Raw genomic sequence first — 17,325 nt, 5'->3', positions numbered from 1 at the left:
GTAATATCATTTTAAAAAAAACAATTATAATTGTTAGTTTCCTATTGTCTATTACTAGTAATTAATATTTTGATTTTTCACCAGCTATAACTGCTTTTAGCTGGTCATATTCTTTACAATTACAATCTTTTAAAACTTCAAGTCTCTCAACTGCAAGATTGTGTCTGTTTGTAGCCACATATAGTTCACCAAGGTATTCATTTATACCTATATGTTTTGGATCGATTTTTAATCCCTGTAAATAAAATTTTTCCCCATTTTCAAAATCACCAAGTTTTCGAGTTGTAAAACCAAGATAATTTAATGTGTCAGGTTTATTTGGAAAATTTTTGTTAGATTGAACCAATAATTTTTTCGCTTTTTCGTATCTTTTTTTTGCTTTATCTATCTTATTTTTTTTTTCGAAATTTTTTGCTGCTTTAATATGTGTAACAGCCATATCATATTTTGTTTTAGTTTTAGAGGAACCACTATCGCTCGATCCTGCAGCATATGAGCTTGAGACTACTAAAGTAGAAATAAATAGTGAAATAAGTAAATTTTTAATCATATAAATTTTTTCATTTTATTTAATGTTTCTAATTTAAGTCCATTATCCAGTAAATTTTTTCTAACAGATTTAGCTGTTTCTAATGAACTAATATTATCGCCATGTATACATATAGAATCGATTTCACAAGGTATTTGTTTCCCACTGTGACAATTAAGTGACTGAGTTTGTACCATTTTTAATACGTGTTTTTTTGCTTGTTCTGGGTCAGTGATTAAAGCATGAGGTTTTTTTCTTGATACAAGATTTCCATCATCTTCATAATTTCTGTCAGCAAATATTTCACAAGCAATTTTCATATCTAATTTTTTAGCAGCTTGTTCCATTTTAGATCCAGTCGGTACTAAATAAATTAACTCTGGATTTATTCTTTTAATTACTTTTGCTAATGTCGTTGCTAAATCAATATCCTCACATGCCATATTATTTAAAGCTCCGTGTGGTTTTATATGAGTTACATTTTCACCATGATTAGACGAAATTGTTTGAAGAATTTCATATTGATCAGTTATTAATTTTTCTAATTCAGAAGAGGATAAATTCATTCGTTCTCTACCAAAATTTTCAGGATCATTAAAAGATGGATGTGCTCCTATACTGACACCATTTTTTTTTGATATTTCTACAACTTGATTCATAGTTTCCTCATCACCTGCATGATAACCACATGCTATATTTGCCGAATTAACTATTTCAAGTAAGTCAGGATCATGCTTGTTAGAATGATATTTAGATTTCTCGCCTAAATCACAATTTATATTAATTTCAATACTCATTATTCTTCAGTATAACATGGCATGATAAAAAATATATCAAATCTTGGTGACGCAGCTTTATATTGTGATTTCGGTAAAGATGTAAATAAAGACATTAACACACAAGTAATCAAATACTTTAAAACTATTCAAAAAAAAAATATTTCAGGAGTAAACAATATTACTCCATCTTACAATAAATTAATTATTTCTTTTGATCTTAAAAAAATTAATTTTAATAAACTTAAAAAGATAATTGATAATATTGAGATTAACAAAGGTGATAGTATTCAAAACAAAAAATTTGAAATTCCTGTCTGCTGTGAGAAAGAATTTTCTCTAGATATAAAAAGGTTAGAAAAAAAACTTAAGATTAAAGAGGAAAAAATATACGAGAGTTTTTTTGAAAAAGAATTTTTTTGTTATATGACAGGTTTTATCGCAGGAATGCCTTTTCTTGGAGATTTAGATGAAAATCTTAGAGCAAAACGTCTTGATACTCCTAGGGTTAAGGTTCCAAAGGGTTCAATTGGTTTGACTGAGCAATTTGCCAATATCTACACTTTTGAAAGCCCTGGGGGATGGAATATCATTGGAAATACTCCATTAAATATTTTTGATAGCACTAAAGAAAAAGAACCCAATTTAATCAATCCGGGCGATTTAGTTACATTCAAAAGAATTAGTAAAGAAAAATATCAAAATTATCATGAATAAAAATTATTTTGAAATTATAAGGGCAGGTATTAATTCAACTTTCCAAGATCTTGGAAGGAACAATCTCTATCATATAGGTGTCCCGTTCAGTGGAGCTATGGATAATAGAAATTATTTATTGGCTAATAAACTTACTGGCAATGATCATGATGACCCAGTAATAGAATTTGCATATCAGGGCCCTCATTTAAAATATCATGGAGATAAAATTAATATTGCTATTACTGGTGATGTCAGTTTTAAAATTAAAAATGGTGATAATTTAATTGATGGAGAATGTTATCAATCATTTATTCTAAAAAATGGTGACGAGTTAGATATTATATCAACTAATAAATCTGTTTATGGATATCTAGCAATCAGTGGTACATTTGATTTAAAATTTCAATGGTCTAGTTGTTCAACTAATACTAAAGCAAAGATAGGATCTAACAATGGAGAAAAATTATCTGATAACCAAAAAATTACAATCAAAGATATTAATGATAACTTCGTGAATAGAAAATTAAATTATGTTAATACAAAAATAGAAAATATTAGAGTAATTAAAGGAACAAATTTTAATTATTTTTCTGAAGAGGGTAAAAAAATTTTTTTTAAAAATGAGTTTAAAGTCTCTAAATTATCTGATCGTATGGGAATGAGATTAGAGGGAAAAAAAATAGAAAATATAGTTGATACTAATATTAGATCTGAAGGCTTAATTAAGGGCGTGATACAAGTGCCGGCTGATGGCAATCCAATAATCATGCTCTCAGATCATGGTACTATAGGGGGGTATCCTAAAATCGGCGTCGTTGTAAGTGCTGATTATGACAAATTGGTTCAATTAACTCCTGGCTCCAGAGTTAAATTTCAGGAGGTCGATTTAAGTAGTGCGGAAACTCTTTTTAAATTGTATGACTTAGAGACTCAAAATTTAATTTCACAAATTTAATGAATATTTTAAAAAGTTTACCCGGTCCATTACTGATATTTTTTGGTGCTCTTAGTTTAAGCTTTGGTGGATTAATAGTTAAATCTTTTGAAGGTGCAACTTTATGGCAGATATTATTTTGGAGATCCTTATTTTTCTCTCTTACGGTTTTAACTTTTTTGATAATCACTTATAAAAGTAAAGTTTTAAAATCGTTTTATGACTCTGGATTACCAGGTTTTATTGGTGGATTAATATTATCTATTGGTTTCTGTGGTTATGTTTTTGCCATGTATAACACCACTGTTGCTAATACTAACTTCATCATATCACTTCAAATCTTATTTTTAGCAATATTTGGTTTTTTTTTCTTAAAAGAAAAAATAAATTTAATTACGTTAATTTCAATTATTTTAGCAATGTCTGGTGTGCTGTTAATGGTTGGAAATTCATTATCTCCAGGAGAATTATCTGGAAATTTAGCAGCTTTCACAATGCCAATTACTTTTGCAGTTTTAATAATGATCGTTAGAAAATTTCCATCAGTTGATATGGTCCCAGCACAGTTTGTTGCAGGTGTAAGTTCATGTCTTATTGGTTTATCACTTTCACCAACTATAATGATTTCACCTCATGATATTTTTTTAGGTTTTTTAGCTGGATTTTTTCAAATAGGTTTTGGTTTTATATTTATAACAATTGGTGCAAGAACAACACCTTCTGCAATGGTTGGAATAATCATGTTATCTGAGTCTGTTCTAGGTCCTATTTGGGCTTTTCTTTTTGTGAGCGAAATACCATCATTATATGGGTTGATAGGAGGAGCAATAATACTTTTTGCTGTATTACTTCAGTTTTATACCCTTTTAAAAAAACCAAAGGCAATCGTTTCCAATTGACATTTTAAGTTACTTATAGGACTATTGCTTTACGGGAGAGACTACAGATTATCGTAGCGCCGAAGGAGCAACTACCCGGGAATCTCTCAGGCAAAAAGGACCGTAACATATTAACTCTGGAAAGAGATTTAATTCTCGCCGAAGGAGCAAAACTCTCAGGCAAATATACAGATGGGTATAAAGAGTTAATATGGAAACAAAAAAAACATCGCTTTATCAATTACATCAAGATTGTAACGCAAAGTTTGTTGAATTTGCAGGTTATCAGATGCCAATCCAATATTCTGAAGGTATTGTGGAGGAGCATAAATTTACAAGAAATCACTCTGGTATTTTTGATGTTTCACATATGGGTCAATTATTTATTTATGGTGGCGATGAATTAATTAAAGATTTAGAAAAAATTTTTCCATTAGATTTGAAAAATTTGAAACTAAATCATTCTAAATACAGCTTCCTAATGGATAAAGATGCTGGGATACAAGATGATTTAATCATTACAAAAATTGATGAAGGCTTTTTAATAATTCTTAATGCAGCGTGTAAAGACAATGATTTTAAAATTTTAAAGGAATTGTTAAACGAAAAGTATAAAATGGTTTTGGATGAAAACAGATCTTTAATTGCAATTCAGGGACCTAAATCATCGCAAATCCTAAATGATGTCATTGATGGAGTAAAAGATTTAAATTTTATGTCTGGAAGCTGGTTCTTATTTGACAATCACAAAGTATACATTACTCGATCCGGGTATACAGGTGAAGATGGTTTTGAAATATCAATTCCAAATAATTTTGCAGAAAAATTGACCAGAGAATTTATTAATAAAGGATCTAAATTAGCAGGCTTAGGAGCAAGAGATACTCTAAGATTAGAAGCTGGCTTATGCTTGTATGGTCATGACCTTGATAAAGATAAAACTCCAGTTGAAGCGAATTTGAAATGGGCAATTTCAAAAGAAAGAATTTCCAAAGGTGACTTCATTGGTTCGGACATAATTATTAAACAATTAAATGACGGTGTCACCAAAATAAGAGTTGGGATTAAACCTGAGGGAAGAATAATTGCCAGAGAGAAAACAAAAATATTCAACCAATCAGATGTTCATATTGGAGAAATTACTAGTGGCACATTTGGGCCAAGTGTAAATGGACCTGTAGCAATGGGCTATGTGGAAAATAAATTTTCAAAAAAAAACACTAAAGTATTCTTAGAGGTACGAGGTAAAAAATATGCAGCAAACATTTGCAGTTTACCATTTTATAAAAAAAGTTACGTAAAAGGAGTAAATTAATGAGTGAAGTAAAATATTCTAAAGAGCATGAATGGATTAAATTAGAAGGTGATGTTGCAACAATTGGGATAACAAAGCATGCAACGGAAATGCTAGGAGATATTGTGTTTGCAGAGCTTCCAGAAAAAGGTTCTAGTGTAGAAAAAGATGGAACAGCAGGAGTTGTAGAGTCTACTAAAGCTGCAAGCGATGTTTATACTCCAGTGAGTGGTAAAGTTGTTGATACAAACCAAGAGATTGTGGATGATCCATCAAAAATAAATCAAGATCCTGAAAATTCTGCTTGGTTCTTCAAATTAAAAATAAAAGATAAATCTGAAATGGACTCTTTAATGAACAAAGATGACTATGATAAATTTGCAAAGGAGAATAATACCTAATGTTACATAATTCCGAAAAAGATTTTATAAAAAGACACATTGGTCCATCTGAAGATGATCAATCTAAAATGTTAAAAAAATTAAATTATAAATCATTAGATGATTTAATTGATAATACAGTTCCAGAAAAAATACAGTTTAAGGGTGAACTTAATATTGGTGAGTCTAATTCAGAATACGAAGCATTAAGAAAATTAAAAGCAATTTCTAAAAAAAATGAAATTTACTCAAATTTTATTGGCATGGGCTATTATGGTACATACACACCTTACGTAATTTTAAGAAATATATTGGAAAATCCAGGCTGGTACACATCATACACGCCTTATCAACCAGAAGTGGCTCAAGGAAGACTGGAGATGCTTTTAAACTTTCAGCAAATGATTGTTGATTTTACAGGAATGGATATTGCAAATGCATCTTTATTGGATGAGGGTACAGCTGCAGCAGAAGCTATGGGTTTAAGTTATAGACTTGATAAAAGTGATAGTAATTTAGTTTTTGTCTCAGAAAATTGCCACCCCCAAACTGTTGAGGTTATTAGAACTAGAGCAGAGCCTATGGGTCTCAAAGTTCTTGTTGGAAATGAAGACAAAGTTTTAGAACAATTAAAAGAGGATATTGTTTGTGGAATATTACAGTATCCTGGAACCTTAGGAGATATTAAAGATCCAAGCGAGGCAATAAGTAAAATTCATAAAAAAAATGGTAAAGCTATTTTAGCTTGCGATCTTCTTGCGCTTGCTAAACTTAAGACGCCGAGAGAACTTGGGGCTGATATTGCAGTTGGTAGTTCACAAAGATTTGGTATTCCAATGGGTTATGGCGGACCACATGCTGCATTTTTTGCAACAAAAGATGAATACAAAAGATCTATGCCAGGTAGAATAGTTGGTGTTTCAGTAGATAGACATGGAAACAAGGCTTATAGATTGTCACTACAGACTAGAGAGCAGCATATTAGAAGAGACAAAGCTACAAGTAACATTTGTACAGCTCAAGCGTTGTTAGCTATAGTATCAGCAGCTTATGCCATTTATCATGGTCCAGATGGAATTAATAAAATTTCTGAGAGAGTTTCTCAATTAGCAAAAAATTTTGCTGATAAAATAAAACAATCTGGATATGAAATATATTCTGATTACTTTTTTGATACTGTTACAATTATTACTAAAGAAAAGACTGATCAAATTTATAAAAATGCTTTAAATCAAAAAGTTAATATTCGAAAAGTAAACTCTGAAATGCTTGCTGTTTCTTTTGATGAGAAAAAAAATGTTTATAGAGTAAATCAACTGTTAAAAATTTTTAATGCAGCAGAGTCTATAAAAAAAGAGGATCCAACAGTAAGTTTACCCAATTTACCAAAAAGTTTATTGAGAACTTCTAAATATTTAGAACATCCTGTTTTTAATTCATACCGTTCTGAGACAGAAATGCTTAGATACCTTAAAAAATTAGAGGACAAGGATATAGCTCTTAACAGAACCATGATAGCGTTAGGCTCTTGCACGATGAAATTAAATGCCACCGCAGAAATGATACCTATTTCATGGAGAGAATTAGCTGAGCCCCATCCATTTGTACCTATTGAGCAGATGGAGGGATATAGGACATTATTTACCGATTTAAAAAACTGGTTAAGATCAATTACTGGTTTTTCGGGAGTTTCACTTCAACCAAATGCAGGTGCTCAAGGCGAATATGCAGGACTAATGGTAATTAGAAAATATCATTTAGATAGGGGTGAAAAAAATAGAAACATATGTTTAATACCAAGCTCTGCACATGGAACCAATCCTGCTAGTGCACAAATGGTTGGAATGAAAGTGGTTGTAGTTAATTGTGATAAAGAAGGTAATGTTGATTTTGATGATTTAAAGAAAAAAGCGGAGCTTCATTCAGAAAATTTAGGAGCTTTGATGGTCACATATCCATCTACTCATGGAGTGTTTGAGGAAAAAATCATGGATATATGTGAACTAATTCATAAACATGGTGGGCAAGTGTATATGGATGGGGCAAATTTGAATGCACTAGTTGGTATAGCCAAACCTGGAAATTTTGGTCCGGATGTTTGTCATATAAATTTACATAAAACATTTTGTATCCCTCATGGTGGGGGTGGACCAGGTATGGGACCTATTGCATGTAAAAAACATCTACAAGTTTATTTGCCAAATCATCCAGTTGTTAAAGATTGTGGTCCAGCGACTGGAATTGGAGCTGTGTCTGCTGCTCCATGGGGAAGCTCAAGTATTTTATCAATTTCTTGGATGTATATAAAAATGATGGGATCAGAGGGATTAAAACTAGCTTCTAAAGTTGCGATACTAAATGCAAATTATATTGCTGAAAGACTGAAAGATCATTATCCAATCTTATACAAAGGTTCAAATGGTAATGTTGCTCACGAATGTATTATTGATATTAGGTCAATCAAATCAGAAACGGGAGTCACTGAGGAAGATATCGCAAAAAGATTAATTGATTTTGGTTTTCATGCACCAACAATGTCTTGGCCTGTGGCTGGAACAATGATGATTGAACCTACAGAAAGTGAGAACCTGTCAGAGCTAGATAGGTTTTGTGACACCTTAATTAAGATTAAACAAGAAATTGATCTAATTAAAACTGGTAAATTTGATAAAGTTGATAATCCAATTAAAAACGCTCCTCATACTGATACTGAGTTAGCCTCTGATAATTGGACACACAAGTATTCTAGAGAAGAGGCTGCTTATCCAGCTAAATTTTTAAAAGTAAATAAATTTTGGCCACCAGTTGCAAGAGTAGACAATGTCTATGGTGATAAAAATATTTTCTGTACATGTCCAAGCATGGATGAATTTAAAGAAGATGCAGCATAATTATTGATGAAAATTGCTGTAGTTGGTTCAGGCATTTCAGGATTAAGTGCTGCTTATTATCTTTCAAAAAATAATCATGTTGATCTATTTGAAAAAGAAGATCACTTTGGTGGTCATTCACACACAATTGATCTAATAGTTGGAACCAAAAAAGTATCGGTAGATATAGGCTTCATTGTATTTAACTTTAAAACTTATCCAAATTTAATTAATTTTTTTAATGAAAATAAAATTGAAATTGAAAAAAGCAACATGTCTTTCTCTGTATCAGTAAAGGATACAAACTTCGAATACTGTGGAAAAGGATTAAATGGAATTTTTTCCAACAAGATGAATTTATTTAATATTAAATTTTTAAAAATGTTTTTTGATATTATAAAATTTTATAAAAAATCCGACAAGCTAGATAATATAAATGAGAACATCACATTGGGTGATTATTTGATTAAAAATAATCTTTCAAAAGAATTTATCAATTATCATTTAATACCTATGGTGTCAGCAATCTGGTCGATGCCGCCATATGCTGCGAATAAGATGCCTTTAAAATTCTTTTTAAAATTTTTTCAAAATCATGGATTATTTAAACTTAAAAATAGACCACAGTGGTACACAGTTTCAAATAGAAGCAGGTCATATGTAAAAACTATTCTATCAAAAATTAGTGGAGAATATTTTAAGAATTATAAAGTCAATAAAATCATTAGTAAATCAAATGGTATTGATTTGTATTATGGTGGAAAAAATGAATTTTTTGATTACGACAAAGTAATTATTGCAACACATGCGGACGAGGCATTATCAATGATTGAAAATCCAACTGATCAAGAGAAAGAAGTTTTGTCAAATTTTAGTTATAAAGAAAATTTGGCTTATATACACACAGATGAGACAGTTATGCCAAAAAACAAGAATGCCTGGTGTGCTTGGAACTCATCTATGCAGAAAAATGAAATTGAAAAAAATTCAATCACTTATTGGTTAAATTTACTTCAAAATTTAGAATGTGAGAAAAATATATTTCTTACACTAAATCCATACCTCGATATTGATGAAACAAAAATTTTAAAAAAAGTTAAATTCACCCACCCATATTTTGATCAATCTGCTTTAGATTATCAAATTAAGCTTAAAAATTTGCAAAATAAAAGAAATATTCTTTTTTGCGGTAGTTATTTTGGTTACGGTTTTCATGAAGATGGAATAAAATCATCAATTGAAATGCTAAAAAACCTTGATGACTAGCTCAATTTACAATGGAACGGTAATACACAAAAGATTTAAACCAAAAAAACATTATTTTAAGTACAGTGTATTTTCATTATTAATCGATTTATCTGATCTAAATAATCTGAATAAAAATATAAGTTTTTTCTCATATAATCGGTTTAATCTGATTAGTTTTTTTGACAAAGATCATGGTCAAAGAGATGGCTCATCTTTGACTGAATGGGTGAAAAAAAATTTAGAGGAAAATAATATTTTTTCAAAAGATATAAGAATAAAGCTTTTGTGCTATCCAAGAATTTTTGGTTATGTGTTTAATCCTCTTAGTGTTTTCTTTGTTTATGATCATAATGAAAATTTAATTTCGATATTATATGAGGTAAAAAATACTTTTGGAGAACAACATACTTATATTTTTAGAGTAGAGAAAAATAACATGTTACAACACAACTGTTTCAAAAAATTTCATGTGTCTCCGTTTATTGAAATGAATTGTAATTATTTTTTTAGAATCTTAAAACCCTCTGAAAAGATTTCAGTCATAATTGATCAATATCAGCAAAATGAAAAAATCTTATTTGCATCACAAGAAGGAAAAAGGGCAGAATTTACAACCACAGAATTACTTAAATCATACATAAAACACCCGTTAATGACATTTAAAGTTATATCGGCGATACATTTTGAAGCCTTTAAATTATGGCTTAAAGGAATAAAATTTGTAAAAAAAAAACTTAAAATTAAAAACAATATTACTTTTGAGAATTAATGAGCTTATATAATTTTTCAGATCAAATTGTCTTCAAAATTTTAAAAGATATAAAGTATGGGTATTTAGAGATCACAAAATATAACGGTGGATTATTAAAAATTGGAAACCCTAGCAGTCCTTTAAAATCAGTTTTAAAAATTAAAAAACCAAATTTTACTTTCAACCTAATAAAAGGAGGAAGTGTTGGTTTTGCAGAATCTTATATGAAGGATGAATTTGAAACTGATAATCTTTCAAACCTGATTGAAATTACTGCAAGAAATATCAAAATAATTTATAAATTTTCTGGTCTATTAGATTTTCCAGTAATCAACTATGCAAGAAATTTATTTATTAAGAACACCAGAGGTCGAAGTAAGGATAATATTTCAAAACATTATGACTTAGGCAATGAGTTTTTTGCACTATGGCTTGATAAAACTTTAACTTATTCAAGTGCAATATTTGATGAGAAGAATAAAGATTTGTCTAACGCACAAAATAATAAATATCAAAAATTAATTGATTTAATTAAACCAAATAATGGTGACAAAATTTTAGAGATTGGATGTGGTTGGGGTGGTTTTGCAGAATATTTAGGAAAAAAATATGATGTTAAATTAGATTGCATTACTATATCAAAAAAACAATTTGAATATGCTAAAAAAAGAATTCATGAATGTGGTCTAAATGAAAAAGTAAACATTGAAATTAAAGATTATAGAGATTTAAAAAATAAATATAATTCAATAGCTTCAATAGAAATGATAGAAGCTGTTGGACAAAATTACCTAGAAAGTTATTTTAAAACTATTAAAGATAATCTATCAGATAATGGGAGAGCTGCTATTCAGGCTATCACAATAGATGATAATATGTTTGACCGATATAAAAATAAGACAGATTTCATCCAAAAATATATTTTTCCTGGAGGATTTTTACCAAGTAAGAATATTATTAATAAATATGTTTCAGAAAATGGTCTAGCTATAAAGTCATATGACTCTTATGCAGATCATTATTCTGATACATTAGCAATATGGAGAAATGAATTTAATAAGAAGTGGAATTTAATTAAGAAACAAGGTTTTGATTTGACTTTTAAAAGAATGTGGGAATTTTACCTTTCTTATTGTGAGGCAGGATTTAAATCAAAAAATATAGATTTAATTCAATTTTCACTTCAAAATAAATGATCTTTAAAGGAAACGAATGATTAAACTTAAAAATAGCAAATCAATTTTATTGATAATTTTTCTTTTCTTAATTACAAACTGCTCAAAAAACAGCGCTATGAAACCAGAAGATTTTAAAAATAAAGAACCTAGATTGATTATTGAAAATTATTTGTCAGGCAATGTAAAAGCTTGGGGGGTGCTTCAAAATAGATCTGGAAAAGTCACAAGACAATTTTCTGCAAATTTAAATGGAAAATGGGACGGTAAACAATTGATACTCGACGAAAAATTTAATTGGGATGATGGGGAAATTCAAACTAGACAATGGCAGATCACCAAAATCGATGAAAATAATTATGAGGGTACTGCAGGAGATGTTGTTGGTAAAGCGAAAGGATATTCATATGGTCCAGCTTTTAAATTTGAATATGTTTTGTTAGTTCCGGTCAAAGGTAAAGAAATGAAAATAACTTTTGATGATTGGATTTTCAAACAAGATGAACGTGTAGCAATTAATAGGGCTACAATGACTAAATTTGGATTCAAAGTAGCAGAATTAACCGTAGTTTTTGTAAAAGATTAATTTTTTTTTTGGTATTTTGTAAGTTTTCCAATTAATCCAAAATAAATTTTGTTTGGTAAGAAACTTAAAATTTTCAATATAATTGTTAAAGATTTTGGAAAATGAATTTCAAAAGAATTTTTGTTTACTAAACCATCATAAATTTTTTCTGCAGCATATTCAGAAGTTTTTAAGAAAGGCATTTTAAAATCATTTTTGTCAGTCATTGGTGTTTTAATAAAACCTGGTGAGACAAGACATACTCGAACATTTGATCTACCAAAATCAAAATATAAGCTTTCAGCTAAATTATTTAAAGCTGATTTAGATGGCCCATATCCAGTTGAATTAGGTAATCCTCGGTAACCCGCAATAGAGGAGACTATTGTGATAGTTCCACTTTTTTTATCTTTAAAATATTTCTCTACAGCTTTAACACTATTTAATGTTCCAAAAAAATTTACTTTAAATACATTTTCAATTTGTTCAACATCAATATCTTTTTCTTTCTTTGGATCCCATGTACCAGTTGAGAAAAAACAAATATCTACATTCTTAAAAGTATCTACTATATTTTGAAAAACTTCTTTACATTTATTTTTATCAGTTACGTCCAGTGGAAAAGAACTAATATTTTCATGTTCTCCACAAGTTTCTTTTAGTAAATTTTCACGTCTTGCAGATATTGCAACATTCCAACCTTCTTTAGCAAATTTTATTGCTAAAGCTTTACCAATTCCTGTGCTACCACCTGTGATCCAAATAGTTTTTTTATTCATATTATAAAGATGTATAATACTAATATGCTAAAAAATAAATTTTATTCATTAATTCTTTTTTCAATTGTCACTTTTTCTGCATCATTTACCGGTGGTTTAGTCTCTATAAGCCTCAAAGAGCCTTGGTACTCTGGGCTTATTAAATCAAATTATAATCCACCAGATTGGATATTTGCTCCAGTTTGGACGACACTTTACATAATGATGACATTAGCTATTTGGTTCTTTTGGCACAGTAAAAAAAGAGATATAAATACAATTTATATTTATTTTATACATATAGTTTTTAATGCAACTTGGAGTATTGTTTTTTTTGGATTACATCAAATATTTTTTGCATTAGTCGTTTTAGTTATTTTGATAACTTTGATAATTATTCTAATTATTAGATTTAAACGTGTCAATTTTGTAAGTTATTACTTAATGATTCCATATTTACTTTGGTGTTTCTATGCTTTATTTCTTAACTATAACTTAATGGTGCTAAATTAAATGGATGATGTTGTTATAGTTGGTGGGGGAATAATTGGTGCAGCAACTGCTTATTTCCTATCTAAAGAGGGAAGAAAAGTTAAAGTAATTGAGAGAGACCCAACCTATAAATCAGCTTCCTTTCCGTTATCTCTTGGCGGTTTTAGAAGACAATTTTTTCAAACGGAAAATATTTTACTTGGTAAATTTGCAAGAGAATTTATTTTTCAAATACCAGAGTTGCTCAAAACGGAAAAAAATCCTAATCCTACTGCAAGCATGGTACCAAATGGATATCTATTAATGTTTGGCCCAGAACATGCAGAGGAACAATATAGGGCTCTCGAAAATCATAAAGCATGTGACGCTGGAACAAAGAATATCAAAGGTTCTGAGTTAGATAAGTTTTTTCCTTATATAAATAAAGAAGGAATAGAAACCGCAACATTTACTGATAATAAAAGTGAAGGATGGATAGATCCTTTTCTTTTTCATACAGCATTAAAAAGTAAAGCTATAGAGCAAGGAGCAGAATTTATCAAAGGAGAAGTTAAATCTTTATCGGAAATAAATGCTAAAACAATAGTATCTGCTGCTGGATGTTGGACAAAGGAATTATTGGAGGATATTCCAGTAGAGCCTCAAAAGCATACAGTTTTTAGAGTTAAGTGTCCAAAACACATTCCTGAAATGCCATTAACAGGAGATTTAACAACAGGAGTTTATTGGAGACCTGAAGGTAAAGAGTATTTAGCTGGTTCACCAAAATCAGTTTTTGATGCTACAGATCTCGAACCAGCCTGGGACGATTTTGAGGAATTAGTTTGGCCTGCTTTAGCTAAAAGAATCCCAGCATTTGAAGAATTGAAATTAACTGGTGGTTGGGCAGGTTATTATGATTGTAATAGATTAGATAATAATGCTGTAGTAGGAAAACATCCAAAATTTGAAAACGTATACTTAGCAACTGGTTTTACTGGAAGAGGATTAATGCAAGCACCAGGAATTGGAAGAGCTTTAACAGAGCTAATTACAACAGGCTCTTATCAATCGATTGATATTTCAAATATGGCAGTAGAAAGAGTATTAGGTGCAAAAGCAAGACCAGAGCCTTACGTGTTATAAAAAACTCTTAATGCAAAAAATTTTCTAATTAATTTTTTTTAATTATATTTTCTGAATAATAATCTGGTATCCAATTGAGATTATTTTTAACTTAAAAAAGTTTTTTTTAATAAATAGTTTAATCCCACCTATTGGATTATCATTTATATTTTCATAAAAATCCCACAGAAAATCATCCAAAATAATATAACCATTTTTATTAAGAACTTTGAAGGAATTTGTTGCATCTTCAAAAACATCTTTAGCGTAATGTGAGCCATCTATATAAATTAAGTCAAAATTAGAATTATTGGTATCTTTAAAAAATTCTTTAGATTTTAATCTAAAAACTTCAACCCGATCTTTGTAATTTTTAGTATTAAATTTAAAATTTTCAAATACTTTATCAAAATTTTGATTATCTTGCTCAATTGATCCCTCAAAAGTATCGACACATGTTAATTTAATTTTTGGAAAATATTTTAAAAAAAATACTGACGAATTCCCCTCATAACTTCCAATTTCTAGCACTGATAATTCTTTGTTATAAAGTTGTTTTTTTTTAAAGATCAAATCCAAATTATTTATATTATGTGTAAACCAATCTTCACCAATTTGTAAATTTTTTTGGATAAATTCTTTATATTCTTTTGAAAGCTTTCCTTTTTTAATTTTTTTTCTGTTTAACTTCTTACTAATGAAATATTTTAAAAGTAAGTAGAAACTCAAAAAAAAATTTTGGGATGAAGATGAAATTATAATCTTATACTCTTTTCGCATTTAATTTATCTCAAATTTAAGTTCCACAAAAAGTTTGATATCCTTTTTCAACACCTGTTACAATTTGATATTTGGAAATATTTTTCTTCCTGTTGTATGGATCACTTAAAACTTCTAAAAATGAACTTAATGGCTCAAGATTACCTTTATTTGCCTCATTTAATACTTCTTCGACTTTATGGTTTCTAGGTATTACAAGTGGATTAAAACTACTCATTAATTTTTCATATTTTTTTGGTGAATTGTTAAAAGTTTTTAATCTTTCTTTCCATCTAAGCTTCCAATTTAAAAATTCCATATCCTCGTATATCCTGTTTTTTTCTGGCTCAATTCCCATTAAATGACAGAAAGTATTTGTATAGTCTGCTTTTTTTTCATGCATCCACGTTAATAAATCCAGAATAAGAGATTTATCCTTTTCTTCTTTACCAAGTAAACCTAATTTATTTCGCATCATATCTAACCATTTTTTTTCATATTTTTTTCCAAAAGAATTAATAGTTTCTGTAGCTATTTTAATTGCTTTACTCTCATCTTGATCAATAAGAGGTATTAAACACTCTGCAAATCTAGCTAAGTTCCATTTTGTTATATTAGGCTGATTACAATAAGCATATCTTCCAAATCGATCTATTGAACTAAAAACAGTCTTTGGATCATATGTATCCATAAATGCGCAAGGTCCATAATCTATTGTTTCACCAGAAACAGCCATGTTGTCAGTATTCATAACACCATGAATAAAACCAACACGCATCCAGTTAATGACAAGATCAATTTGTTTATCTATAAGAACAGTTAAAAGATCTAGTGCTTTATTTTTTGAATTCTCTAACTCTGGGTAATGTCGATGAATTACATAATTAAATAAAGTTTCTAACTCATCTTTTTTTTCTCTTGCTGCAATATATTGAAAAGTCCCAACTCGAATATGGCTTAAAGCAATTCTAGTTAAAACAGCACCTTGTAATGGAGTATCTCGTATTACGTTTTCACCTGTTTTTGCTACGGCTAAACTTCTTGTTGAAGGAATACCAAGCTTATGCATAGCTTCGCTAATTATATACTCCCTTAACATCGGACCCAATGCAGCTCTACCATCACCATCTCTTGAAAATGCAGTTTTTCCAGAACCCTTAAATTGGATATCGTATCTTTTATTATTTCTTGTTAAATGTTCCCCTATTAAAACTGCTCTTCCATCTCCTAACATTGTGAAATGCCCAAACTGGTGACCAGCATAAGCCTGCGCAATGGCATTACTTCCTTTTGGAAGAATATTCCCAGTGAATAAAGCTGCTAATTCTTTTTTATCAATTTTGGAAAAGTCCAGGTCTAATTCTTTAGCTAAATCTTCATTTATCAAAACTAATTCTGGATTTTTAACAGCAATAGGTTCAATATGTTCTTTAAAAGCATTAGACAGTCTTGAATAAGAGTTATCGAAATTCCAATTCATAATATTCTTCATAAAAATTTACTGACTCCAGATTCTTTTAAGCAATTCTTCTCTTCCACAAGCTTTTTTATATCTAAGATATCGCTCAAACTTAATTTTATAAAAATCTTGATGATATTCCTCAGCTTTGTAAAATTTTTTAAAGCTTCTAATGTAAGTCACAACTTTTTTATTGAATTTATTTTCTAATTTTTTGATATCTTTTTCTATTAATCTTTTCTCCTCATCGCTCTGATAAAATGCAACTGATCTATAACTATATCCTTTATCACAAAATTGACCATAAGCATCAAATGGATCAATATTAACCCAAAAATTTTCTAATAATTCTTTAAATGAAATAACTTTTTTATCATAGATTATTTCTACAACTTCAAAATGACCAGTATTTCCATACGTAACTTCTTTGTAAGTAGGGTTTTCAGTAATACCCCCAGAATAACCAGAAATTACCTCTTCTACACCTTTTAATTTTTCAAATGACTCCTCAACACACCAAAAACATCCCCCAGCAAAATATGCCTTATCTTTTTGAGCAGAATATGAAAAATTTATATTAATTAAAAATAAGAAAATTATGAAAAAATATTTCATTAAATATCATAAACAAATTCGTTATGATAAGTCCAGATT

The 17,325-nt window shown here is 29.4% G+C and carries 18 protein-coding genes and 1 riboswitch; of the genes, 12 read left to right on the top strand and 6 right to left on the bottom strand.

Annotation, left to right across the window (positions count from 1 at the left end; translation table 11 throughout):
- Positions 1 to 61: 61 nt before the first annotated feature.
- Both ACTT9C_RS00575 and ACTT9C_RS00570 read right to left on the bottom strand, forming a co-directional pair.
- A complete protein-coding gene (locus ACTT9C_RS00575) occupies positions 62 to 550 on the bottom strand; it encodes a tetratricopeptide repeat protein (RefSeq protein ID WP_440922566.1) in 489 nt (162 codons plus the stop codon).
- Entirely contained in the window at positions 547 to 1,320 is a 774-nt protein-coding gene (locus ACTT9C_RS00570) for a 5-oxoprolinase subunit PxpA (RefSeq protein ID WP_440923112.1), read from the bottom strand. Before ACTT9C_RS00570 ends, ACTT9C_RS00575 begins: the two co-directional genes overlap by 4 nt.
- A gap of 27 nt (positions 1,321 to 1,347) precedes the next feature.
- Here ACTT9C_RS00570 and ACTT9C_RS00565 point away from each other — a divergent pair, with 27 nt between their 5' ends.
- From ACTT9C_RS00565 to ACTT9C_RS00520, 10 genes are all read left to right on the top strand, one after another.
- Positions 1,348 to 2,022 carry a carboxyltransferase domain-containing protein gene (locus ACTT9C_RS00565; RefSeq protein ID WP_440922565.1) on the top strand — a complete coding sequence of 225 codons (675 nt, stop codon included), beginning with the start codon at positions 1,348 to 1,350 and terminating at the stop codon, positions 2,020 to 2,022.
- On the top strand, positions 2,015 to 2,959 hold the full coding sequence (locus tag ACTT9C_RS00560) for a biotin-dependent carboxyltransferase family protein (protein WP_440922564.1): 945 nt from the start codon (positions 2,015 to 2,017) through the stop codon (positions 2,957 to 2,959). The genes ACTT9C_RS00565 and ACTT9C_RS00560 overlap by 8 nt, the downstream gene beginning before the upstream one ends.
- Positions 2,959 to 3,837: a DMT family transporter gene (locus ACTT9C_RS00555; RefSeq protein ID WP_440922563.1), complete on the top strand. Its 879-nt coding sequence runs from the start codon at positions 2,959 to 2,961 to the stop codon at positions 3,835 to 3,837. The genes ACTT9C_RS00560 and ACTT9C_RS00555 overlap by 1 nt, the downstream gene beginning before the upstream one ends.
- A gap of 22 nt (positions 3,838 to 3,859) precedes the next feature.
- A riboswitch (glycine riboswitch) is annotated at positions 3,860 to 3,950 on the top strand.
- Positions 3,951 to 4,027: 77 nt separating this feature from the next.
- Positions 4,028 to 5,131: a glycine cleavage system aminomethyltransferase GcvT gene (gene gcvT / locus ACTT9C_RS00550; protein WP_440922562.1), complete on the top strand. Its 1,104-nt coding sequence runs from the start codon at positions 4,028 to 4,030 to the stop codon at positions 5,129 to 5,131.
- Positions 5,131 to 5,511: a glycine cleavage system protein GcvH gene (gene gcvH, locus ACTT9C_RS00545; protein ID WP_440922561.1), complete on the top strand. Its 381-nt coding sequence runs from the start codon at positions 5,131 to 5,133 to the stop codon at positions 5,509 to 5,511. Before gcvT ends, gcvH begins: the two co-directional genes overlap by 1 nt.
- Positions 5,511 to 8,381: an aminomethyl-transferring glycine dehydrogenase gene (gcvP, locus tag ACTT9C_RS00540; protein ID WP_440922560.1), complete on the top strand. Its 2,871-nt coding sequence runs from the start codon at positions 5,511 to 5,513 to the stop codon at positions 8,379 to 8,381. The genes gcvH and gcvP overlap by 1 nt, the downstream gene beginning before the upstream one ends.
- Positions 8,382 to 8,387: 6 nt before the next feature.
- Positions 8,388 to 9,626 (top strand): NAD(P)/FAD-dependent oxidoreductase, encoded by a 1,239-nt coding sequence (locus tag ACTT9C_RS00535; RefSeq protein WP_440922559.1) that lies wholly within the window; start codon positions 8,388 to 8,390, stop codon positions 9,624 to 9,626.
- Positions 9,619 to 10,377 carry a DUF1365 domain-containing protein gene (locus ACTT9C_RS00530; RefSeq protein ID WP_440922558.1) on the top strand — a complete coding sequence of 253 codons (759 nt, stop codon included), beginning with the start codon at positions 9,619 to 9,621 and terminating at the stop codon, positions 10,375 to 10,377. The genes ACTT9C_RS00535 and ACTT9C_RS00530 overlap by 8 nt, the downstream gene beginning before the upstream one ends.
- Positions 10,377 to 11,555 (top strand): class I SAM-dependent methyltransferase, encoded by a 1,179-nt coding sequence (locus tag ACTT9C_RS00525; RefSeq protein WP_440922557.1) that lies wholly within the window; start codon positions 10,377 to 10,379, stop codon positions 11,553 to 11,555. Before ACTT9C_RS00530 ends, ACTT9C_RS00525 begins: the two co-directional genes overlap by 1 nt.
- Before the next feature lie 16 nt (positions 11,556 to 11,571).
- Positions 11,572 to 12,120 (top strand): DUF3833 domain-containing protein, encoded by a 549-nt coding sequence (locus ACTT9C_RS00520; RefSeq protein ID WP_440922556.1) that lies wholly within the window; start codon positions 11,572 to 11,574, stop codon positions 12,118 to 12,120.
- Here the strand turns inward: ACTT9C_RS00520 and ACTT9C_RS00515 are convergent.
- The gene (locus ACTT9C_RS00515) at positions 12,117 to 12,878 is read right to left on the bottom strand and encodes an SDR family NAD(P)-dependent oxidoreductase (RefSeq protein WP_440922555.1); all 762 of its coding nucleotides are present in this window, start codon (positions 12,876 to 12,878) and stop codon (positions 12,117 to 12,119) included. The genes ACTT9C_RS00520 and ACTT9C_RS00515 overlap by 4 nt on opposite strands.
- 24 nt (positions 12,879 to 12,902) lie before the next feature.
- Here ACTT9C_RS00515 and ACTT9C_RS00510 point away from each other — a divergent pair, with 24 nt between their 5' ends.
- Together ACTT9C_RS00510 and ACTT9C_RS00505 are read left to right on the top strand one after the other, a co-directional pair.
- Entirely contained in the window at positions 12,903 to 13,370 is a 468-nt protein-coding gene (locus ACTT9C_RS00510) for a TspO/MBR family protein (protein WP_440922554.1), read from the top strand.
- The gene (locus ACTT9C_RS00505) at positions 13,371 to 14,474 is read left to right on the top strand and encodes an NAD(P)/FAD-dependent oxidoreductase (protein WP_440922553.1); all 1,104 of its coding nucleotides are present in this window, start codon (positions 13,371 to 13,373) and stop codon (positions 14,472 to 14,474) included.
- Positions 14,475 to 14,516: 42 nt separating this feature from the next.
- Here ACTT9C_RS00505 and ACTT9C_RS00500 read toward each other — a convergent pair whose 3' ends face one another.
- From ACTT9C_RS00500 to msrA, 3 genes are read right to left on the bottom strand one after another with little or no spacing between them, the layout of a single operon-like run.
- On the bottom strand, positions 14,517 to 15,233 hold the full coding sequence (locus ACTT9C_RS00500; RefSeq protein WP_440922552.1) for a class I SAM-dependent methyltransferase: 717 nt from the start codon (positions 15,231 to 15,233) through the stop codon (positions 14,517 to 14,519).
- A 16-nt stretch (positions 15,234 to 15,249) separates the two neighbouring features.
- Positions 15,250 to 16,692 (bottom strand): protein adenylyltransferase SelO, encoded by a 1,443-nt coding sequence (locus ACTT9C_RS00495; protein WP_440922551.1) that lies wholly within the window; start codon positions 16,690 to 16,692, stop codon positions 15,250 to 15,252.
- An 18-nt stretch (positions 16,693 to 16,710) separates the two neighbouring features.
- Entirely contained in the window at positions 16,711 to 17,286 is a 576-nt protein-coding gene (gene msrA, locus ACTT9C_RS00490; protein WP_440922550.1) for a peptide-methionine (S)-S-oxide reductase MsrA, read from the bottom strand.
- Between the last annotated feature and the right edge of the window lie 39 nt (positions 17,287 to 17,325).

Origin of the sequence: Candidatus Pelagibacter sp., from assembly GCF_052049575.1 — a bacterium.
In the GTDB taxonomy this organism is placed as follows: Bacteria; Pseudomonadota; Alphaproteobacteria; order Pelagibacterales; family Pelagibacteraceae; genus Pelagibacter.
The sequence above is the reverse complement of the archived record's forward strand: the minus strand, read 5'-3'. Positions and strand labels throughout refer to the sequence as shown.